Annotated in this window: 14 protein-coding genes and 4 pseudogenes; 5 read left to right on the top strand and 13 right to left on the bottom strand. The window is 32.3% G+C overall.

Annotation, left to right across the window (positions count from 1 at the left end):
- Positions 1-392: 392 nt before the first annotated feature.
- On the bottom strand, positions 393-806 hold the full coding sequence (gene hepT / locus GFJ36_RS12155) for a type VII toxin-antitoxin system HepT family RNase toxin (protein WP_097890830.1): 414 nt from the start codon (positions 804-806) through the stop codon (positions 393-395).
- Entirely contained in the window at positions 796-1,203 is a 408-nt protein-coding gene (gene mntA / locus GFJ36_RS12150; RefSeq protein ID WP_097890832.1) for a type VII toxin-antitoxin system MntA family adenylyltransferase antitoxin, read from the bottom strand. The genes hepT and mntA overlap by 11 nt, the downstream gene beginning before the upstream one ends.
- Before the next feature lie 100 nt (positions 1,204-1,303).
- On the opposite strand from mntA, the pseudogene GFJ36_RS12145 reads away from it, so the two are divergent.
- A pseudogene (locus tag GFJ36_RS12145) lies at positions 1,304-1,476 on the top strand (TetR/AcrR family transcriptional regulator); the annotation flags it as partial.
- A gap of 510 nt (positions 1,477-1,986) precedes the next feature.
- Here GFJ36_RS12145 and GFJ36_RS12140 read toward each other — a convergent pair.
- Positions 1,987-3,627, bottom strand: a complete 1,641-nt coding sequence (locus GFJ36_RS12140; RefSeq protein ID WP_097890834.1) for a S8 family peptidase — start codon at positions 3,625-3,627, stop codon at positions 1,987-1,989.
- Positions 3,628-3,960: 333 nt separating this feature from the next.
- Here GFJ36_RS12140 and GFJ36_RS12135 point away from each other — a divergent pair.
- Positions 3,961-4,427, top strand: a pseudogene (locus GFJ36_RS12135) (RsfA family transcriptional regulator).
- Positions 4,428-4,597: 170 nt separating this feature from the next.
- On the opposite strand, the pseudogene GFJ36_RS12130 reads toward GFJ36_RS12135, so the two are convergent.
- Positions 4,598-4,813, bottom strand: a pseudogene (locus tag GFJ36_RS12130) (MDR family MFS transporter); the annotation flags it as partial.
- 236 nt (positions 4,814-5,049) lie between these two features.
- Positions 5,050-5,697: a lysozyme family protein gene (locus tag GFJ36_RS12125; RefSeq protein WP_097890836.1), complete on the bottom strand. Its 648-nt coding sequence runs from the start codon at positions 5,695-5,697 to the stop codon at positions 5,050-5,052.
- Between the two features lie 214 nt (positions 5,698-5,911).
- On the opposite strand from GFJ36_RS12125, the pseudogene GFJ36_RS30230 reads away from it, so the two are divergent.
- A pseudogene (locus tag GFJ36_RS30230) lies at positions 5,912-6,034 on the top strand (histidine kinase); the annotation flags it as partial.
- A gap of 78 nt (positions 6,035-6,112) precedes the next feature.
- Here GFJ36_RS30230 and GFJ36_RS12120 read toward each other — a convergent pair.
- Positions 6,113-6,469, bottom strand: a complete 357-nt coding sequence (locus tag GFJ36_RS12120) for a YxeA family protein (protein ID WP_088062833.1) — start codon at positions 6,467-6,469, stop codon at positions 6,113-6,115.
- Positions 6,470-6,966: 497 nt separating this feature from the next.
- A complete protein-coding gene (locus tag GFJ36_RS12115; protein WP_157349584.1) occupies positions 6,967-8,781 on the bottom strand; it encodes an acyltransferase family protein in 1,815 nt (604 codons plus the stop codon).
- Between the two features lie 406 nt (positions 8,782-9,187).
- Between GFJ36_RS12115 and GFJ36_RS12110 the strand changes: the two genes are divergently transcribed.
- Positions 9,188-9,466 carry a transposase gene (locus GFJ36_RS12110; RefSeq protein ID WP_255288473.1) on the top strand — a complete coding sequence of 93 codons (279 nt, stop codon included), beginning with the start codon at positions 9,188-9,190 and terminating at the stop codon, positions 9,464-9,466.
- Positions 9,467-9,804: 338 nt separating this feature from the next.
- Here the strand turns inward: GFJ36_RS12110 and GFJ36_RS12105 are convergent, their stop codons facing one another.
- Genes GFJ36_RS12105 through GFJ36_RS12095 form a run of 3 tightly spaced genes read right to left on the bottom strand, consistent with a single transcriptional unit; the run spans position 9,805 to position 11,905 of the window.
- Complete coding sequence (locus GFJ36_RS12105; protein ID WP_242015976.1) at positions 9,805-10,416, bottom strand: replication-relaxation family protein; 612 nt, start codon at positions 10,414-10,416, stop codon at positions 9,805-9,807.
- Positions 10,403-11,569, bottom strand: coding sequence for an FtsK/SpoIIIE domain-containing protein (locus tag GFJ36_RS12100; RefSeq protein ID WP_097890842.1), 1,167 nt, complete (start codon positions 11,567-11,569; stop codon positions 10,403-10,405). The genes GFJ36_RS12105 and GFJ36_RS12100 overlap by 14 nt, the downstream gene beginning before the upstream one ends.
- Positions 11,570-11,584: 15 nt before the next feature.
- Positions 11,585-11,905, bottom strand: a complete 321-nt coding sequence (locus tag GFJ36_RS12095; protein WP_097890844.1) for a hypothetical protein — start codon at positions 11,903-11,905, stop codon at positions 11,585-11,587.
- A 293-nt stretch (positions 11,906-12,198) separates the two neighbouring features.
- Between GFJ36_RS12095 and GFJ36_RS12090 the strand changes: the two genes are divergently transcribed.
- The gene (locus tag GFJ36_RS12090; protein WP_016090024.1) at positions 12,199-12,420 is read left to right on the top strand and encodes a helix-turn-helix transcriptional regulator; all 222 of its coding nucleotides are present in this window, start codon (positions 12,199-12,201) and stop codon (positions 12,418-12,420) included.
- A gap of 219 nt (positions 12,421-12,639) precedes the next feature.
- Here GFJ36_RS12090 and GFJ36_RS12085 read toward each other — a convergent pair whose 3' ends face one another.
- From GFJ36_RS12085 to GFJ36_RS12075, 3 genes are all read right to left on the bottom strand, one after another.
- A complete protein-coding gene (locus GFJ36_RS12085) occupies positions 12,640-14,622 on the bottom strand; it encodes a methyl-accepting chemotaxis protein (protein WP_157349583.1) in 1,983 nt (660 codons plus the stop codon).
- 591 nt (positions 14,623-15,213) lie between these two features.
- The gene (locus GFJ36_RS12080) at positions 15,214-15,393 is read right to left on the bottom strand and encodes a thermonuclease (RefSeq protein ID WP_097890845.1); all 180 of its coding nucleotides are present in this window, start codon (positions 15,391-15,393) and stop codon (positions 15,214-15,216) included.
- A 223-nt stretch (positions 15,394-15,616) separates the two neighbouring features.
- The gene (locus GFJ36_RS12075; protein ID WP_000104999.1) at positions 15,617-16,501 is read right to left on the bottom strand and encodes an Rpn family recombination-promoting nuclease/putative transposase; all 885 of its coding nucleotides are present in this window, start codon (positions 16,499-16,501) and stop codon (positions 15,617-15,619) included.
- Positions 16,502-16,883: the final 382 nt, after the last annotated feature.

Genomic DNA, 16,883 nt, shown 5'->3' with positions numbered 1-16,883 from the left:
TCCTGATAAAATAAAAAACGGACAATCTTGTCCGCTTTTTATTTTATGGTAATTCCTCATATTTCTCTATGCTATTTTCTTCCTTAGATTTATTTTGAGATAATTAAAACTTAAACCTATATATATTGGAATGCTGACAATTTAGCATAATAAATATCTTTGCTTTTCAGGATTTGTTTACACATAAAACTCAGAGTTAATTAAAGAAACATTCGTGTTTAGATGTAAACGCAGTAAATCAAAGAAAGACACTCTTTAAAGAGTATCTTCCCACTATGCAGCCATATAATACTTGCTTCTTTCATCTTTAAATCAAGTAGGCAAACAACTAAATTGTTATGTTAAAATTAGAAAAGAGCATATCAATCTCTCCTCACCTATATAGCGTCTCCCTATAATTCCAATATTCCCATAACTTCTTTTGTAAATATTTTAAAATCAGTTAAATGTTTTTCAATAATTTGCCGAACAATATCTAAATTTACACTTTGATAATCATGTACAGCGATATTTCGAAATCCAACCATCGCCTTTAACTTATTTGCCAGCTCTGCGCTAAGTAGTCCTGCTGTAACCAATAAATCAAAAGCTTCTCGACTAGATTGAGGTAGGCCTAGTTTTTTTCCAGCAACAATATGCATTGCTAAATCAATACTCGCTTCACAAGCTCTTTGTATATTCAAGATTATTGAATCTTGCTTTGTGTAATCTTCCAAATTTTCAGGGTCATTTCCATACACGTCTTGGATTCTTTTTATACAACGCTCTATTGTGGAAATTTTATTTAAAATAACCTCATTCTTCATATATTGAACCTCTTTTCTTTATATCATCAAATACTATCTTGCGTTCCTCATTTAATTTTGAATACATTTTTAAAGTTTTCATTTCAAAAATGATTTTCCGTTCTTCATCAGAACAAAATATTGTCTTTCCTGTATGTATAATCTGAGCTTGAAAAACTGTAGAAGCTTCGGATAAATCAACTAAATCAACATCTCTATGAACAATATTAGCTAACTCCTGTGCTAATAAAAAACGTTCATAATTCCCTAAGGTTGTATCACTTACATAAGCTATATCAATATCACTATCTTCCCGTTCTCTATTCTCAGCCGTTGATCCAAACACAATTATCCAATAGGGATTCACCGTCTTTTGTAATTTTTCTATAATAGCTGTTATCAGGCTTTGAAAAATCATTTAATTAATCCCCCTTAGTATACTTGAACTTTATTATATCATAATCATTACGAAATCCATTAAGCTTCAACAAATACATAAACAAAATTAAACCTTCTTAGTACTTAAAGACGGAATCGAAAAAAAGAAATTAAAGATGATATGTCACTTACTTCTTTCCTTTCTTCTTCCATGGAAGGAGCTATTATGGCTAGTCGAGTATCAAAAAATAATATACACCATCATTATTTTATAGAACAAGTAAGACATCTCCTTAATTCATATGCCAATTAAACCTTCTTAAAACGCGGCTTGTATATAAAAACAAAAAGACACTTTGAGGTGTCTTTTTTCAATTAATTCATTTACCCATCATAATATTTTTAGAACAAATTCATATTAAAGGTTTTATAATGAGTATTAGTAAAGAATCAATTGCTGTTACTGGGCCAAATCTACAGATAAAAGATAATTCAACTAATAAGATTATACAATCTCCAAATAAAATCACTATTAAAATTAAATCAATTCAAGCAATTAGTAATACGAAACACTTCCTTATAAAAAATAATGCAGATTAAATAAATTAAAATAAAAATACCCACAAGTACGAATTCACTATGTCTATTGTAACGCTTGGTTTGTTAAGCAAGGTAAGTATCTAAAGAGATACGTCCCTCCTATATAGTTAAAAGTACAACAGATAGGCTCTTATGCTATTACACATAAGAGCCTATCTCACCAGTATTATACTTAACTGGTTATATAAAATTCCTTTATATTAAATAGAAGTTATCCCTACAATTATTCTGGGAAAATGAAGTTAGAGTTCCCTTCACCATTAGCGGAATCCTCCCTTGGGAATGTAATAGTAGATCCTTCATTCCCTTTATTTATTTCTTGCTCCTCAGGAAATACAATGGAAGAATCATTGCCTAAGTTCGGTGAAAAACCTAGTTTAGATAAAATGGCTTTTAAGTCAGGTAAAACACCAATTTTATCAGAGATTGGATCGTTAGATTTCGTTCCAGTACTAGAATCACTTAAAATATCCCTAAGCTGTCTTGGTGTATATACTCTCCCCTGATTATTTTTTGCAATTCCTTGAATTGATGCTGCAGCACCAGCAATAATAGGCGATGCACTAGATGTTCCAGCAAAACTAGATGTATATAGATTTGTTATAAATTCACTTGGTTTAGCATCTGTAGTATCTACTGCATTCCCCCATCCATACACATCCACTCTACTACCGTAATTAGAGAAATATGAACGTTTATGAGGAACCCTTGCAGAAGCTGCCCCAACCATAATCGCCCCTGAATCTTTAAAATCAGGACTATTACGATTTAAAACTTGTTTACCATTACGGTCTCTAAATTGATCCAAGTCATTTCCACCGTTTGCACCTGCTTCAATAATAATAATTCCCTTATTTGTTCCCATACGAATTGCATCAAATATGTCTGGTTTTACTTCCACTGGAAAATAGTTCTTATCTCCATATCCATCGTAAGTTGCTTGTGCCTCTAGTAAAAGAATATCTCCAGCTTGCATATTGTTAACCGCACTTAAAATAGCATCAGCTGTATTATAATTTCCGTTATCCCTAATCTGGGATACAACCTTTACCTTAGCCTTTGGTGCAATCCCAATTCCACCTATGTTATTATCCTCTGCAGAAACAATTCCCAATACTGAGGTACCATGATCATGGTGTTCACTCTTATTCTGTCCGGACATCAATTCAATCTTTTGATTCACTAAATCTTCATGACTTAATAACCAACCATACTCCATATCTACGAAAGTAGTTCCTTTTCCGTCCCCACCATTTATACTCCAAGCATAAGGTGCATTAATTCCTAATGGTGCTGGTTCAAGGTAACCTTGTCTTGTAAGTCTAGGCTCATCATATGGATTAACAGATAAATTTGGTAAACGCTCTTCAGGTGGCGTTTCTTCTTCCTGTAAATACGCCGTTTCAATAAGAGATGATTTCTCAAACTTTGCAAGTAAAGCTTGTACATCAATATCACATTGGTTTTCTACAATATAATAGTTTAGCAAATTGGAAGAAATATGTTCGGAGTCGTTTATTTCTCTACCTAAATTTTTAATTTCTTTAGGATTTAAAGAACTAAAAAGTCGATTTATAGTTACATTTGGGTATTCGTTTAAAATTCCAATTAATTCAGGATCTTGTTTTTCTTCTTTAATGAATTTTTCTATTCCATCCTGATATGGCAAATTTGCCTCATTTTTAAATTTCAAAATTAATTGTTTCGTAACTTGCTTATGTACAGTAGAATTCAATTGCTTATTTGAATAATTGTAACTAGCTGCATAGGCAACTTCTGATTTATCACTTGGAAGTAGTCCACCCACCCCATTAAATGCTGTTAACGCAATTGAAGAAACTATAATTCCCTTAAAAATTTTCAAAATGTGCACCTCTTTTAATTTATATATAATTATAAAATGCTTTATATGGCCTTAATTCTTTTTATATAAGCTTCTTATATTTCCAACTCCGTTCATTTTTTAATATTTGCTTAAACATCATTAATACAACTACTTCATACCATCAAACCTATTAATTTAGCTGTATAACTGTAACCATTATAGTTACACCTATAGCGAATAGTCAATCTAATTTTTTATGCAATTTCGCATTTTAAATAATACATACTTCTAATTATTTTAAGATAAGTTAAACTTCTATCATTTTAAGTAATTGCATATATGTAATATAAAGCATGTAAAGGAGGTCAAAACGTGGTAATCTCAAGGCAAGATTCCTGGACTAACGATAACGATTTACTTCTCGCATCAACAGTACTCCAGAATATTCGTAACGGTGGAACACAGTTAGCTGCATTCAAAGAAGTAGCAAAACTACTAAATAGGACACCTGCAGCTTGTGGATTTCGTTGGAATTCATACGTGAAAAAACAATACCAAGAGGAAATACAACAAGCAAAACAAAATCGAGAAGTGGGAAATAATATTTCTCCCTCTCAACAAAAAAAAGAAACAAACTCTTTATCTATGACATTAGATGATATTATTCTCTTTCTACAAAATTATAAAAAACAAATGAATTTACAAACTTACAAAACCAAATAAAAAATTTAGAAGCAGAAAACCAGTCCCTTCTACAAAGCGTAAATATGTACGAAGAAGAGTATCGTATGTTACTTAATCATATTGATAGGTCAAGAAGTTTAGTTGTAATTGATTAAAAGAAGCAGTAAATTACTTTTATATACTTAGGTCGTAACCTAAAAAATTTATATATATGAGTTAATTTAAATACTAATAAATAAAGTGCACGTTTACTAATAATAAACGTGCACTTTATTTAATTCTTAAAACATAAAATTTAATTTTCAACTCATTAACAATATTAAAATTAAGATGTTTGTTTTATAGGTATTTCTTTACTTCTATTCTCAATAAGTCTGTCTAAAAGTAAGTAAATAAATCCAGAAATAATACAACCTACACCTAAGATTGTAAATAGCATATGCCCTAAAAGCTGATCCAGTAATACACCACCTAGTAGAGGTCCAAATACATTACCTGTAATCCATTGCAGATTAGCCGCTCCCATATAAGTCCCCCTCAAAAAATTGCAACTATATTTTAAATCCACTTTTAACCCTTAAAAATACGGGCCAAACAAACTATCTTACAGCTTGACTGTAGAAACTTTAGGGGTAATGCTTTGACAAATATATTATATAACAAATATTAACATCTACGAGATTTATTTTTGAAAATTATGTGAATTAAGAAAGGAAGTAGTTTTTTTCTTAGATATTATTGTTAATAACTTGGTATCATTATATTTCATTCTGCAACTTATTTAGAAGAGCTATGTACATTTCGAAGAAGTTCTTCAATAAGTTTTGTTTTTTCATTTACCTTTGTGGCATATGTGAAATCACCATAACAATATGGATACCTAAAATTATTTTTATTTCCACCACAAGTATACATCGCTGGATTTTGATCAACTTTCATCTTAGAAAACTTTTTGGCTGAATCCTCCGAGTGTTGTTTAACTTCTTGACTAGCAACAAAATCAATATACCCTGGCCCCATATTATAGCTTTGAATAATTGTATCCATGCTAACATCCTTGTCCGTTCCATATTTGTACATTTTAGCAAAGTGTTTTACCCCTTGTTCAATGCTCAAGCTTGTCTCTTGAATTTCATTTGGCTTTAATCCAAGTGATTCGGATGACTGCATAGGATCGTTTCCCTCACCTCTACTCTCTTGGTACATAATTCCTAATAAAACTGCTGTTTTCTCTCCTAAATTATATTTTTCTAATTCTTTTTTCAAGGTAGATTCATATTGCAATACACGTTTTTCGGTGGCTAGCGCTTTATTTTGTTGAATATTGGTTTTATGATTAAAATATAGCATTCCAAGTATTATTCCTAAGCCCAAAATACTAATAAGGAACACTTTTATAATTTGTTTTTTACTTGTATCCTTCATATATTCCTCCTCGTATAAAAAATTCAATTTTTCAAAGGTAATTGGTTATTTACAAACTATGTAATGGACATCTATCTCCCGCCCTTTTTAGACTAAAACATCAATACTTTAAGGTTTTAAGTTTAATATAAAAGTTTAAAGATAAGGTAAAGATAAGATAAAGATAAGATAAAGGGCATTTTTTATACGTACTTTAAAAGATATTGGTACAAAGGGATATGCGGGACAATTTGTTGATATAAATGGATTTAGTAATAAAGGAAAGGTTAACGTACAAATTATTAATTATGGAGATATCATTCCGGAAGATTTACCTTATCTTTTCAATATGCTTTATATAAAAAACTACAACATAACATATAATAAAAAACGGCGAACCCTCCACGTAGGAGAATCCACCATCACAAATAAATGATTATTTCACACCTAGTTTTTCTTTTGCTTTCTTAGGAAGCTCGTCTTCCTGCACTTCCTCCCAAGCGGTTACACCTTTTTTCTCTGAGTGATATACACGTAGGAATGCTTCTTTACGAAGATTCTTTTGTGCCATAAATTGTAACTCTTTTTCTTTACCTTCCTTATCAAAACCCGATAATGTATATTCATACTCCTTTCCCATCACTTTACCATCCATAGATTTTGAAACTCCCTCTTTTCCATCCATTGTAATTTGAACGTAATACTCATCTTTACCCATACGATTAATATCACATCCAACTAGCAGACCTGCAAATACAACTAAAAGACTAAAAAGTGCCATATATTTTTTCATATTGTTCACCTCATTGATTTTCTATGATACTGTAATCTTAATCTGTTCTCGTTTGAAAAAAAATTCAAAAACATTACGTCAACCTTACATTTTCGAAAGATAACAAAATTACCTATATCAATGTTTATAAATGAGATATTTACTTAATCATAGAAAATCATTTAAAAGATTACTAACCGAACTGATACATTATCTAGTAAGAAAAATATAATTAGCCCATTAAAGAACCCTATAGAACAGGTTTATTAACCTGTAAAGTGACAACCACTTTTTCAAAACCACAGAAATTCAACATTTTAGTTATGCCGTACGTATAGTACAAGGCATCGACATCATTCATGTCCCGTACAAAAAAGCGAAGTCTTCAACTAAACTTCGCTTTTCAATGTATTATGAATTACAGGAATTATTGCTAAATGCCAAAAATTTATTTTTCCAAACATAGATTTTTTTTATTTCAGCTAACTTTGCAAAAGAATTTGACAAAATATAATTAATTATTGATTAACCGCTTTAGCCACAAGGACTGCGTATGCTTCTGCACCTATATTGGTTAAATGCACACCATCAGGTGCAAAGTAGTCTTTCTTTCCAGCACTTGCTGCATACCAATCAACTAGAGTTACATTAGGATATTTAGGTACTGTTACTTTCAGTCTCTCGTTCACAATTGATTCCCACGGACGTGGCACTCTCGTATTAATAAATATTATTTTACGTTCGTTTCCAATTAATTTTATTAATGAAACAAGTTGCTCAGTAGTAAAGGCTCCATTTGTACCTAATCCGATAATGACATAGTTTCCTAAATTCCCTTCATTTTTTAACTGTTCAACTACCGGAATCGCTTTTGACAGCTGACGACCAATTTGCGCATCAATCCTAATATCAGGAAAAGTATTTTTTAAATATGGAGTAATATCAATCATAACGGAATCACCTATCGCAGTAACTGTGAGTGGATTTTTAGGTTGTGCAGGATTTACTTCTTTTGATTCCCCTTGATTTAGTGGCGTTTCTTGATCTGCATTTTCCCAAACAGCAACTGGATGTGGCGCCGGTTTTGTTTGTACTGTTTCCACCTTATCTGGTTGAGAATTCTCCTTAGCCTTACTAGCATTTGATAACCCTAAAACTGCTATTGACGAAAAGAATACTGAACAAACTAAAGCTAACTTAACACCTAAAGTGACATTTTGAAGTCTTAAGTTCTTAAACTGAATGTTCCGGAGCGCACCTTGTCGGATTGGTTTTTCGATAAACTTCCATGAAATTTGCGCGATCAATATTATTAAAAGAAATTGAAGGATTGCTCTTATTATTGAAAAATCCCCCGTATTTACTTTTGGAGTCGTTAATGTGAGAATTGGATAATGCCAGAGATATATGCCATACGATCTTACTCCTACCCAACGTAAAGGTCTAAATCGTAAAAATTGAGCAATGCGACTAGCTGGATGAGCTAGATTTGCCACTAACAATGCTGTTGCAATTGATAAGAGAACCATTCCTCCCTTGTATAGAAATGGATCATATTGATTGGTCTTCCAAAACATAACCAAAATAATAATAAGAGCAATGCCCCCCACTACATCAAGGATGAAACGCGCCTTCGGGATAATTTTATTAGCAAGCCTATTGCTTGGCCAAACTAAGGCAAGTACCGCTCCGATAAGTAAGGAAAAGGCCCTCGTATCTGTACCATAATATATTCTACTCGGATCAACTCCAGGTTCATATAAATTTGCCATTGCTAAAGCTGAAGCAAACGCTCCTAGACAAATCAATAAAATTATACGGGATTGTTTTTTTATGTAGTAAAGTCCTAAACTAATAATAAACGGCCAGACAACATAGAATTGTTCCTCGACTGCTAACGACCAAAAATGATTTAATGGAGAAATATGGTTAAAATTATCAAAGTAAGATAATTTATGATAAATATACCACCAGTTACTAACATAAAATAATGCCGCTAATGAATCTCCACGCATTTTTTCAAGTAAAGAGCTATGAAAAATCGTAATCCATGCCAATGTTATAACGAGCATAACAAGCATTCCTGGAAGCAATCTTCTTGCCCTACTAAGCCAGAACTTTTTCAAATCAATTCTCTTATTTCTCTTCCACTCCATGGCTAGAATATCTGTAATTAAATAACCTGAAAGTACAAAAAATACTGTAACTCCTAAAAACCCTCCAGGCATCCAATTAAAATTAATATGATACAAAATAACACCTAGTATAGCTAGACCCCTTAGACTGTCCAACCCTACCATATAACGACTATTTTTTTTAAAAGGTTTAGTCATCCTACATTCACCTCTATTTCTTGGAAACTAGGTTAATAATAACGTCATAAAATGCTATTAATTTCCTAAAATCGTATAAGCTAAACCATTACAAACATCATTTTGTAAGGCTTTTTTTGATATTTACATGCACAGCAATACATACTTTATCACGTTATTTGGCTCTGTTGTGCAAATTTTTATAGTAGGTGTTTTTCCTCTTCCTAAAAAAGAGGAATATGCCTAATCAAAAATTTATATACTGTGTGTCTTAAAATAAAATTTTGATACGTTTTTACAGACATATCAAGGCCTTTGACATTTTGAATATAATCGATAACCCATATGTAAGAGGTTTTATATATAAAAACATTATAAAAAAAGGATATGTATAATTACATATTCCTCTTACTGATAAAGCGTCTCCATTTTGGAAAAATCCTTCTTTAATATTTTTAGTCTCTTTGTTAGCTTGATAGCGAAATGGTATGGCAAACAAACCATTGTCGTATCGGAAACATTTGTTTCAAATCAATTATGTTCTTGTTATGGATATCAAAACCAAGACGTTACCAATCTAAACCTACGAAAATGGGACTACCCTTCTTGTTGTACACACCATAATCGGGATATTAACGCAAGTATCAATTGGAAGAATGAAGCGATAAGGCTTCTAACCACAATAACTATGGTGATAACCTACTAATAAGTGAGAATTCGATTGAGCCCCTTACTTATTAATTTTCCTCGTCTATACGAGATAACAGTGGGAGTAGTTCAATAAGGGGGTAATCTTGATAAAGTAAAATTACTGGGAGTAAAGAAGGGGATTTTCGTGTTTATAAGAGCAACAAAAAGAACTTGTAGGAATCTCTACAAGTTCTTTTCAGTTTAAGGTGAATATACGAGATAAACAAACTACCTTGAAAATTTATCATAAATACTACAGGGGTAATGCTTTGATAAGTATATTATATAACAAATATTAACATCCAAAGGTTTTAATTTTGAAAATTATGTGAATTAAGAACAAAGTATCTTGTTTTATGGTTTTACCACTAAATTATTTGTAAAACTCTCTATAGAATTTGCTTGGAATATACGGAAATACGGAGATTGAACATCGTAATGTTTGTCAGTAATGATAAGGATTGATGGAAAAAATTTAGAAGCTTTCGGTTGCCAATATTCATTATGCCATTCTTGGCTATGGAAGTATAATTCATATCTATTTATCTTATCTTGCATTATTTTTTTACTGTACACTGACTTTTGAACTTCAATAAAGAATGGAGATCTACGCCAAATTGTAAATGCATCGGGTTCCATGAATTCTTTCCCATACTTTGGTTCAACATCGAATAGTTCAGGCTTTTCATAATGAACGAGTTGTTTATATGCGTCCACAATACCAAGGAAATGAGGAATTTTTTGACTCGTTTTTCTGATAGGATTGGGTTGCGGAAAATAAATGTATGGGTGTTGCAATACGTTAGCATCAACATGGCCGTCTCTTCTTAATCGTTTCATAACGGTATTACAGCAGGTTATCGCATTCTTTAAGCCTTGAAAATGCAAGTCAATAATATCGTCTCGGGACATACATCTAAATTTCTTCAAATCATTCAGAATTCCTTTATCTCTACTCTTCATCATCTAACACCCCAAATAACGGAATTTCTACTTGCGATGAATACTTGAGTACCCTCTCCTCTTTAGACATGCAATATGGTTCAACAATTTGTTTCGCCTTACTTAATTCCAAATAAGGAGCTTGCACTTTCATTAATCCATTTCGTTTAAAAATCATTTGTCCAGATTGCTCTAAATACTCTGAACCAGAAGTACCCATAATATTACTATTAATCACACTATCACATTTAAAGCCCATTCTTACAGTCATATTAAGTTTTAACTTACCATCTAACACCTTGGCATCTGGCCTCTGCATACTAAGCAAAAGAAAAACCCCTAGTGATCTCCCGACTGCTGAAATCTTTTCAATCGTAGTCATGCACTGTTTTTCATCTTTAAGCATAGCCACTTCATCAATAGCAAGTAGGATATATGGCTTTGGATGATTTGGATTTAATTTGTTGTACGCATCAATATGATCAACTTCATATTTTTCCATAAGTTTTCTTCGTTCCCTGATTTCCTTCCATAACTTTTGAAGCATTATTTTCATTTCGATTTCTTCCATACAAACTTCTTTTACATGCTTCACTCTACGTAAAAAATGAAATTCAGAGTTTTTTAAATCACCAAGATACAAATGCAACGTATTAGGAGACATATATTGAATGAGTGTGGATAGCACAACACGTACCATACTACTTTTCCCACTTCCCGTTTCTCCTGCGATTAATAAGTGCGGTGAATTGGAACCAATCATGTCGTACGCGATCATTTTTCCGTATTGGTCCCTGCCGACCACAACAGGTAAACCGTAACCTTCTAATTGTGTCTGCCATTCTCTAAAACAATAAATATACGGCTTTAGCCCAGCATTCGAATGAAATACATGTAGGACAAACTTTTTCACATCCCCTTCAATTGTAATATTCCGTCCTAATATTTGCTGGAAACAAAACCACTTCTTTTCAATCTTCTGTGGATCTAATCCGTTTGGTAGGGTAAACACATATCTCACACTTTCTTTTGAAGAAGAAATATTATGTACCTTTGGATAAATAGGCACTTTTCCCCCGCGTGTTTGATGTTCCGTATATAAACCTGCTTTTCCGAACACCTCCATAAGCTGATTCCTTAACCTTTGCGTACGAAGCCACTCCTTTATAATCCTCATTACTCCCTTCCCTCCTTAAAACATCATTAAGATGCGAATAAATACATATCCAATCAGACATACTCCACCAATTCGCATACCGTGATAAATTCCTTCACTCACAAATTTAGCTGCGGATATATAGTCATTTCGCACCAAATACTTTTCTAACATGACTGCTCCGATTGAAATCGTTCCCATAACTCCTAATGCAATGTAAGTATGTAATACCTGATCCGACATATGAAGGAATGCGAAAGGACTTAATGAATTGTATTTACGAATTGTATTTTCTTTATCTTTGAATGACCGATCTATAAACTTGCGGAAAAAAATCCTTTTTTTCCTTACTCGCATTTAAATGCCTCCGTTCTCTTTATAAACAGAATAAGAAAACTTATAAAACATAGGGTTGATTCACTTATTACCTTGTTAACATTACTTTGATAGTTAATTTGGTATGTACTTTGCCAATACAAAGGCGAATTGATTTGATATCTATCTTGATAATACGTTTGCTAGCAACTTTGATAGCGACCTTGATACATCATATTGCGAACAGCTTGTACATTATTAACACTTTTGTTTAAAAAAATCATGCTTTGGTAAAAATGTGATTAATAGAGTATCTACGAATAGGAGTGTTCGCAGTGTTTGGCTTAGGAAAACCATTATCTAAGTTTGGTAAATTTTTAAGAAAGAATGATATTACTCAAACGGAATTAAAGGAATGGAGTGGGGTAAACCAAAATACAATTAGCCGTATCTCTCGTTCGAATCAATACAAGCCTTCATTAGGGAATGGTCAAAAGATAATTAGGGCCTTAAAAAGAAAAGGATTCGGCGTAGACTTTGAAGATTTTTGGATGTGATAATTCGCTCAATATGTACTACTGTATCAACACTACACTTTAAAGAAAGAGATATTCAAAAATGAATATCTCATAAAAAAGATCAACTACCATTTAAAGTAGTTGATCTGCATGTGCAATCTCTATAAAAAATACATATTATATTTACTTACTACATTATAAGGTTTTTAACTTCTATTCTTAAACATACTATCTAGGATTCTATCCTAGAATCTGAACTTATATCTTAAATCCACCAATTAATTCTTGAAGTTCTTCGGCCATCTGTGCTAATTGTATTGCTGAAGAATTTATCTCTTCCATAGAAGCATGTTGCTCCTCAGATGAACCGGCTATCGTTTGCATACTTGAAGAATTCTCTTTCACAGCCATAGATATTTGATTAATTGATGTATCGACTTCCATTACATCACTTGTCATTTTATTTGATAATTCCACCATACCATGTACTTTTGACACGATATCATTTGCAGATTTTGAGATTTCATAAAAACTTTGTTTTGTATCATTCGCAACCTGAATCCCCGACTGCACTTCAACTCCTACTTCATTCATAGCTTTTACAGTCTCATGTACATCTGCTTGTATTTCATTAATTAAACTTCCAATTTCCATTGAAGATTCGGATGATTGCTCCGCTAACTTCCTGACCTCATCGGCAACAATTGCAAAGCCACGCCCCTGTTCTCCTGCTCTAGCCGCTTCAATCGCTGCATTCAATGCTAATAAATTTGTTTGTGCTGCAATATTTTGAATTACTTCTAATATACTTCCGATTTGCTGCGATTTTTTATCTAATAATTTAATTACATTATCGGATTGAGAAACAGAATGATGGATAGACTCCATTTGCGTTACAGTTTGTTCTACTAATTGTTCGCCCTCATTGGCTTTTTGTTTTGTGTATAAGGATGAAGCCGATACTTCAGAAGCATTATCAGCTACGCATTGAATATTACGCGTGACCTCACCAATTAATTTCGCTCCAGACGCAACTTCATTATTTTGAACTTCTGCACTATTAGATATTTCTTCCATTTCTTTTGTAATTTGTTCTGTCGCAACACTGGCTTGCTCTACGCTAGCGGTTAGTTCCTCAGATGAAGCAGCCACATGTCCTGCAGATGTATTAATTTGAGAAATTAAATTACGCAACGACTCTGCCATTGCATTGAAACTACCACCTAATTGACCAAGTTCATCCTTTGAACGAATATCTATTTTCTCAGTTAAATCTCCCCGGCTAATTCTTTGAGCTGAAATAACTAATTGCCTTAGTGGATTAATAATAGATTTAAGAATGAAGAAAATTACAATTCCACCTAACAACAATGAAGCCCCTATTATAGTGAGCGTTTTATAAAAAATAGGATTGGTAGCTTCTTCAATTTCTTTAATAGGCATTACACCAGCTATTTTCCAACCTGTTTTTTTGTTTGTTTTAAAGCTTATGTTTCGATCCTCGCCATTAAGGCTATAAGTAATTACTCCATCTTCTTTCTTGTATAGTTCATCTGCTAATGATTTCTCTAATTTCTCACCTGGCTTAAGTGTAGGATGAACAACTATAGTCTTATCTTGACTTACTATAGATACAAAGCCTTGTTTTCCTATTTTTATCATTTTAGAAGTTTTTACGATATCATCAATATTCAAGTCCACACCAATGACACCACTTTTATCAGCATTTTGCTTTGCAATTGCTATTACCATATTTCCTGTAGCCTTTGATTTATAGGGTGACGAAACAATAATCTCTCCATTAGCTTTTACTGCATCCTTATACCAACTACTTTCTAACGGATTAAATCCTTCTGGTATTTTTCCAACAGGTGCATGAATAAATTGATTATTACTGGATGTAGTATAAATTGTTTCTATCTCCGGATGTAACTGTATATATTGATCAAATTTTCTTTGCACATTTTGCAATTGGTCAGCATTATAATCACCTTGTGTAAGTATCTTTGCAAAATGAGTTACATCTATATGTTTATTTTCTAATTCATCATCAACTATCTTATTTAAAATACTCACATTATCTTTCGCGGTTTGTAGAATTGTTTCATTAAGATCTGTTCTTGCTTTATCATAAGACGATACCCCTACGACAAGACTTGGTATAATTAATATTGCAATAAATGCCATAGACAACTTCGTTTTAAGCTTCATTTGTTCCAATCTTTCTTTTATTTTAAACACTATCTACTTCTCCCTTTCATTCTTACAACTGATATAGTTTATTTAATTGTTTGCTCCTTTATTTTTTCTACATTCATTTATGGTATTATTCGAAATGAAATTACCGTTACATCCCTTTACGTGCATCTTCTCATATAGCGATTTATTTTTTACAAGTGAAGTTGTATCTATCCCCTTTCAAATATGTATTTTTTTTATAGTAAGCAATGTTAAGACTACGAATTATTCTAAATTAACTGGAGGAAACATAAACTTCAGTTAAAAGATGATTTTTGGCTTTGATTGAATCGAAAGTTTAATTTAGAACGATTCACATTGGATGAAATCCTTACCATACCAAATTTTCTTTAACTTAACTAAGTGAATTTATTCTTTGAATAACTATACTTAACAGCCTTTTAACCACTCTGACCGCTTCACTTCATTCATTTATCTATTTACTACAGCCACTTTTGTTTTATCGGATACTAAACCATAAATTCTAAATAGGAGAATAAAATAAATTGGAGGACTTCATTGTAACACGTATACATAAGTTTTAAATATTAAAATTAAGAAATATTTTTTATATCATAAAAGATCATTTTTCACTTATTTATTCTTATAAGTTTCTGGAATATCAAAAATACCTTGCCCTTCTGCATGCTGTTGTATTCTTTTTTGTACGGTTTGGGCAGGTCTCGAATCATTTATTGTTTGGTTAGTACTGCTACATGCTGCTATTTGAGAAACGAATGCTGTTATACAAGCGATCTTAATCCATGATTTCATCGTAATATCTTCCTTCTACTAAAGGCGTGTAAAGTACTATCTTCATTTTATTCCCGATATTTTTAAATCGTAAAAAGGCAATTGATTTTTTTACAAAAGGTCAATTGCCTTAAATAATATAGAAAAAGCACTGCTAAAATCTTCAGCAATGCTTTCCCATTAACCGTATATGATAATGAACGTCTAATTTTTCTACTCATGAGTTCTGTATACTCACATATATTTATTTTAGATTTAAGATACGTTCTATTTCCTTCACACTTAACTTACTTGCTTTTGCAATAGTTTCAAGTGGTACACCAATTTCATGCATTCCTCGGATCATCTGCATCTTACCTTGCTCAATCCCTTTTTCCATGCCCTCTTGTTCTGCATGCGCTAACTTAGCTTGTTCATCTAAAAGCAATTTCTCTCGAGCTTCGTACGCTGTTCTAAAAGAAGAATCATGGCTCATATTTTCCCATTTATTTATTGCCTTTTGTAAAATTGGATCTTGATTCATCGCAATCTCCTCCAATGTTTGAGTTAAATGTTCATCTTCATGTGCTGGTAATAATAACATCCAACGAACAAATGTATTTTCCCACGGGTTGACTTTTTCTTCACGCCATTGTTTTACCAATTTCGGTATCTCTACAAAATGGATTTCAATGTCGTCACTTAGGAGTTGCTGCATTTTAGTATTCCATAATTGTCCGATGGTATGAAATGCATCATCCTGAGAAAATAAAATAAAATCTAGTAAGTTAATGGTAATAGTTTTCCGAAGTGAACGATATGGCATTCCTTCTTGCATTTGGGATGTATAAAGTTTACTCCAGTAATATAATGATCTCTTTACCATATCATGTGTATTTCGAAGCTGAATTTCAATATTCACTTGCGTTCCATTATCTAGCGTTGCTAATAGGTCTAAAATCGATAACTTGTCATCTTCATAAGATTTATGGAGATGTGGATCATCTAATTGTAGTGACGTAATAGGCGCATCTAAAGATTCCTCTAAAATTGCATTTAGGAAACCCGTTAAAATTTCCTCATTTCCTTTTGTTCCAAATAACTGTTTAAAAGCAAAATCAATGCGTAAATTTACTAATTTAGTGGACATGGATTTCCTCTCCCTGTCTATATCATCTCTTATTCTTATTGTACATAAAAAAAGGTAGAACATGCAAACAGACTCTTATGTTATCAGCTTGCCTAAACCCATAAAAACTTGTGATTCCGACTAAAAGCGATTGCAAATAACATCGTTTTGTGCCACAACCTTTATTATTCGGCCCTTCCTTGATTACTCTTTTACTATCAAAATGAAAATGCTAAATTTTCTATGTTTAACATATCCAGTTATCTTTTGCTAGCTGCTCTTTAATTTATGAAAAAAAGATAAGATTCTTTATAATGATTATTCTTTATTTCTCAACATATAGAGTATTGGATTTTCGCTAACAATCCTTTATTATATGAACAAAGAGTAAGGTAAGAGTTAC

Source organism: Bacillus sp. EE-W1 (assembly GCF_009760835.1).
GTDB lineage: Bacteria > Bacillota > Bacilli > Bacillales > Bacillaceae_G > Bacillus_A > Bacillus_A wiedmannii.
Note: the sequence above shows the minus strand (reverse complement) of the source record. Positions and strands in the feature narration are given on the sequence as shown.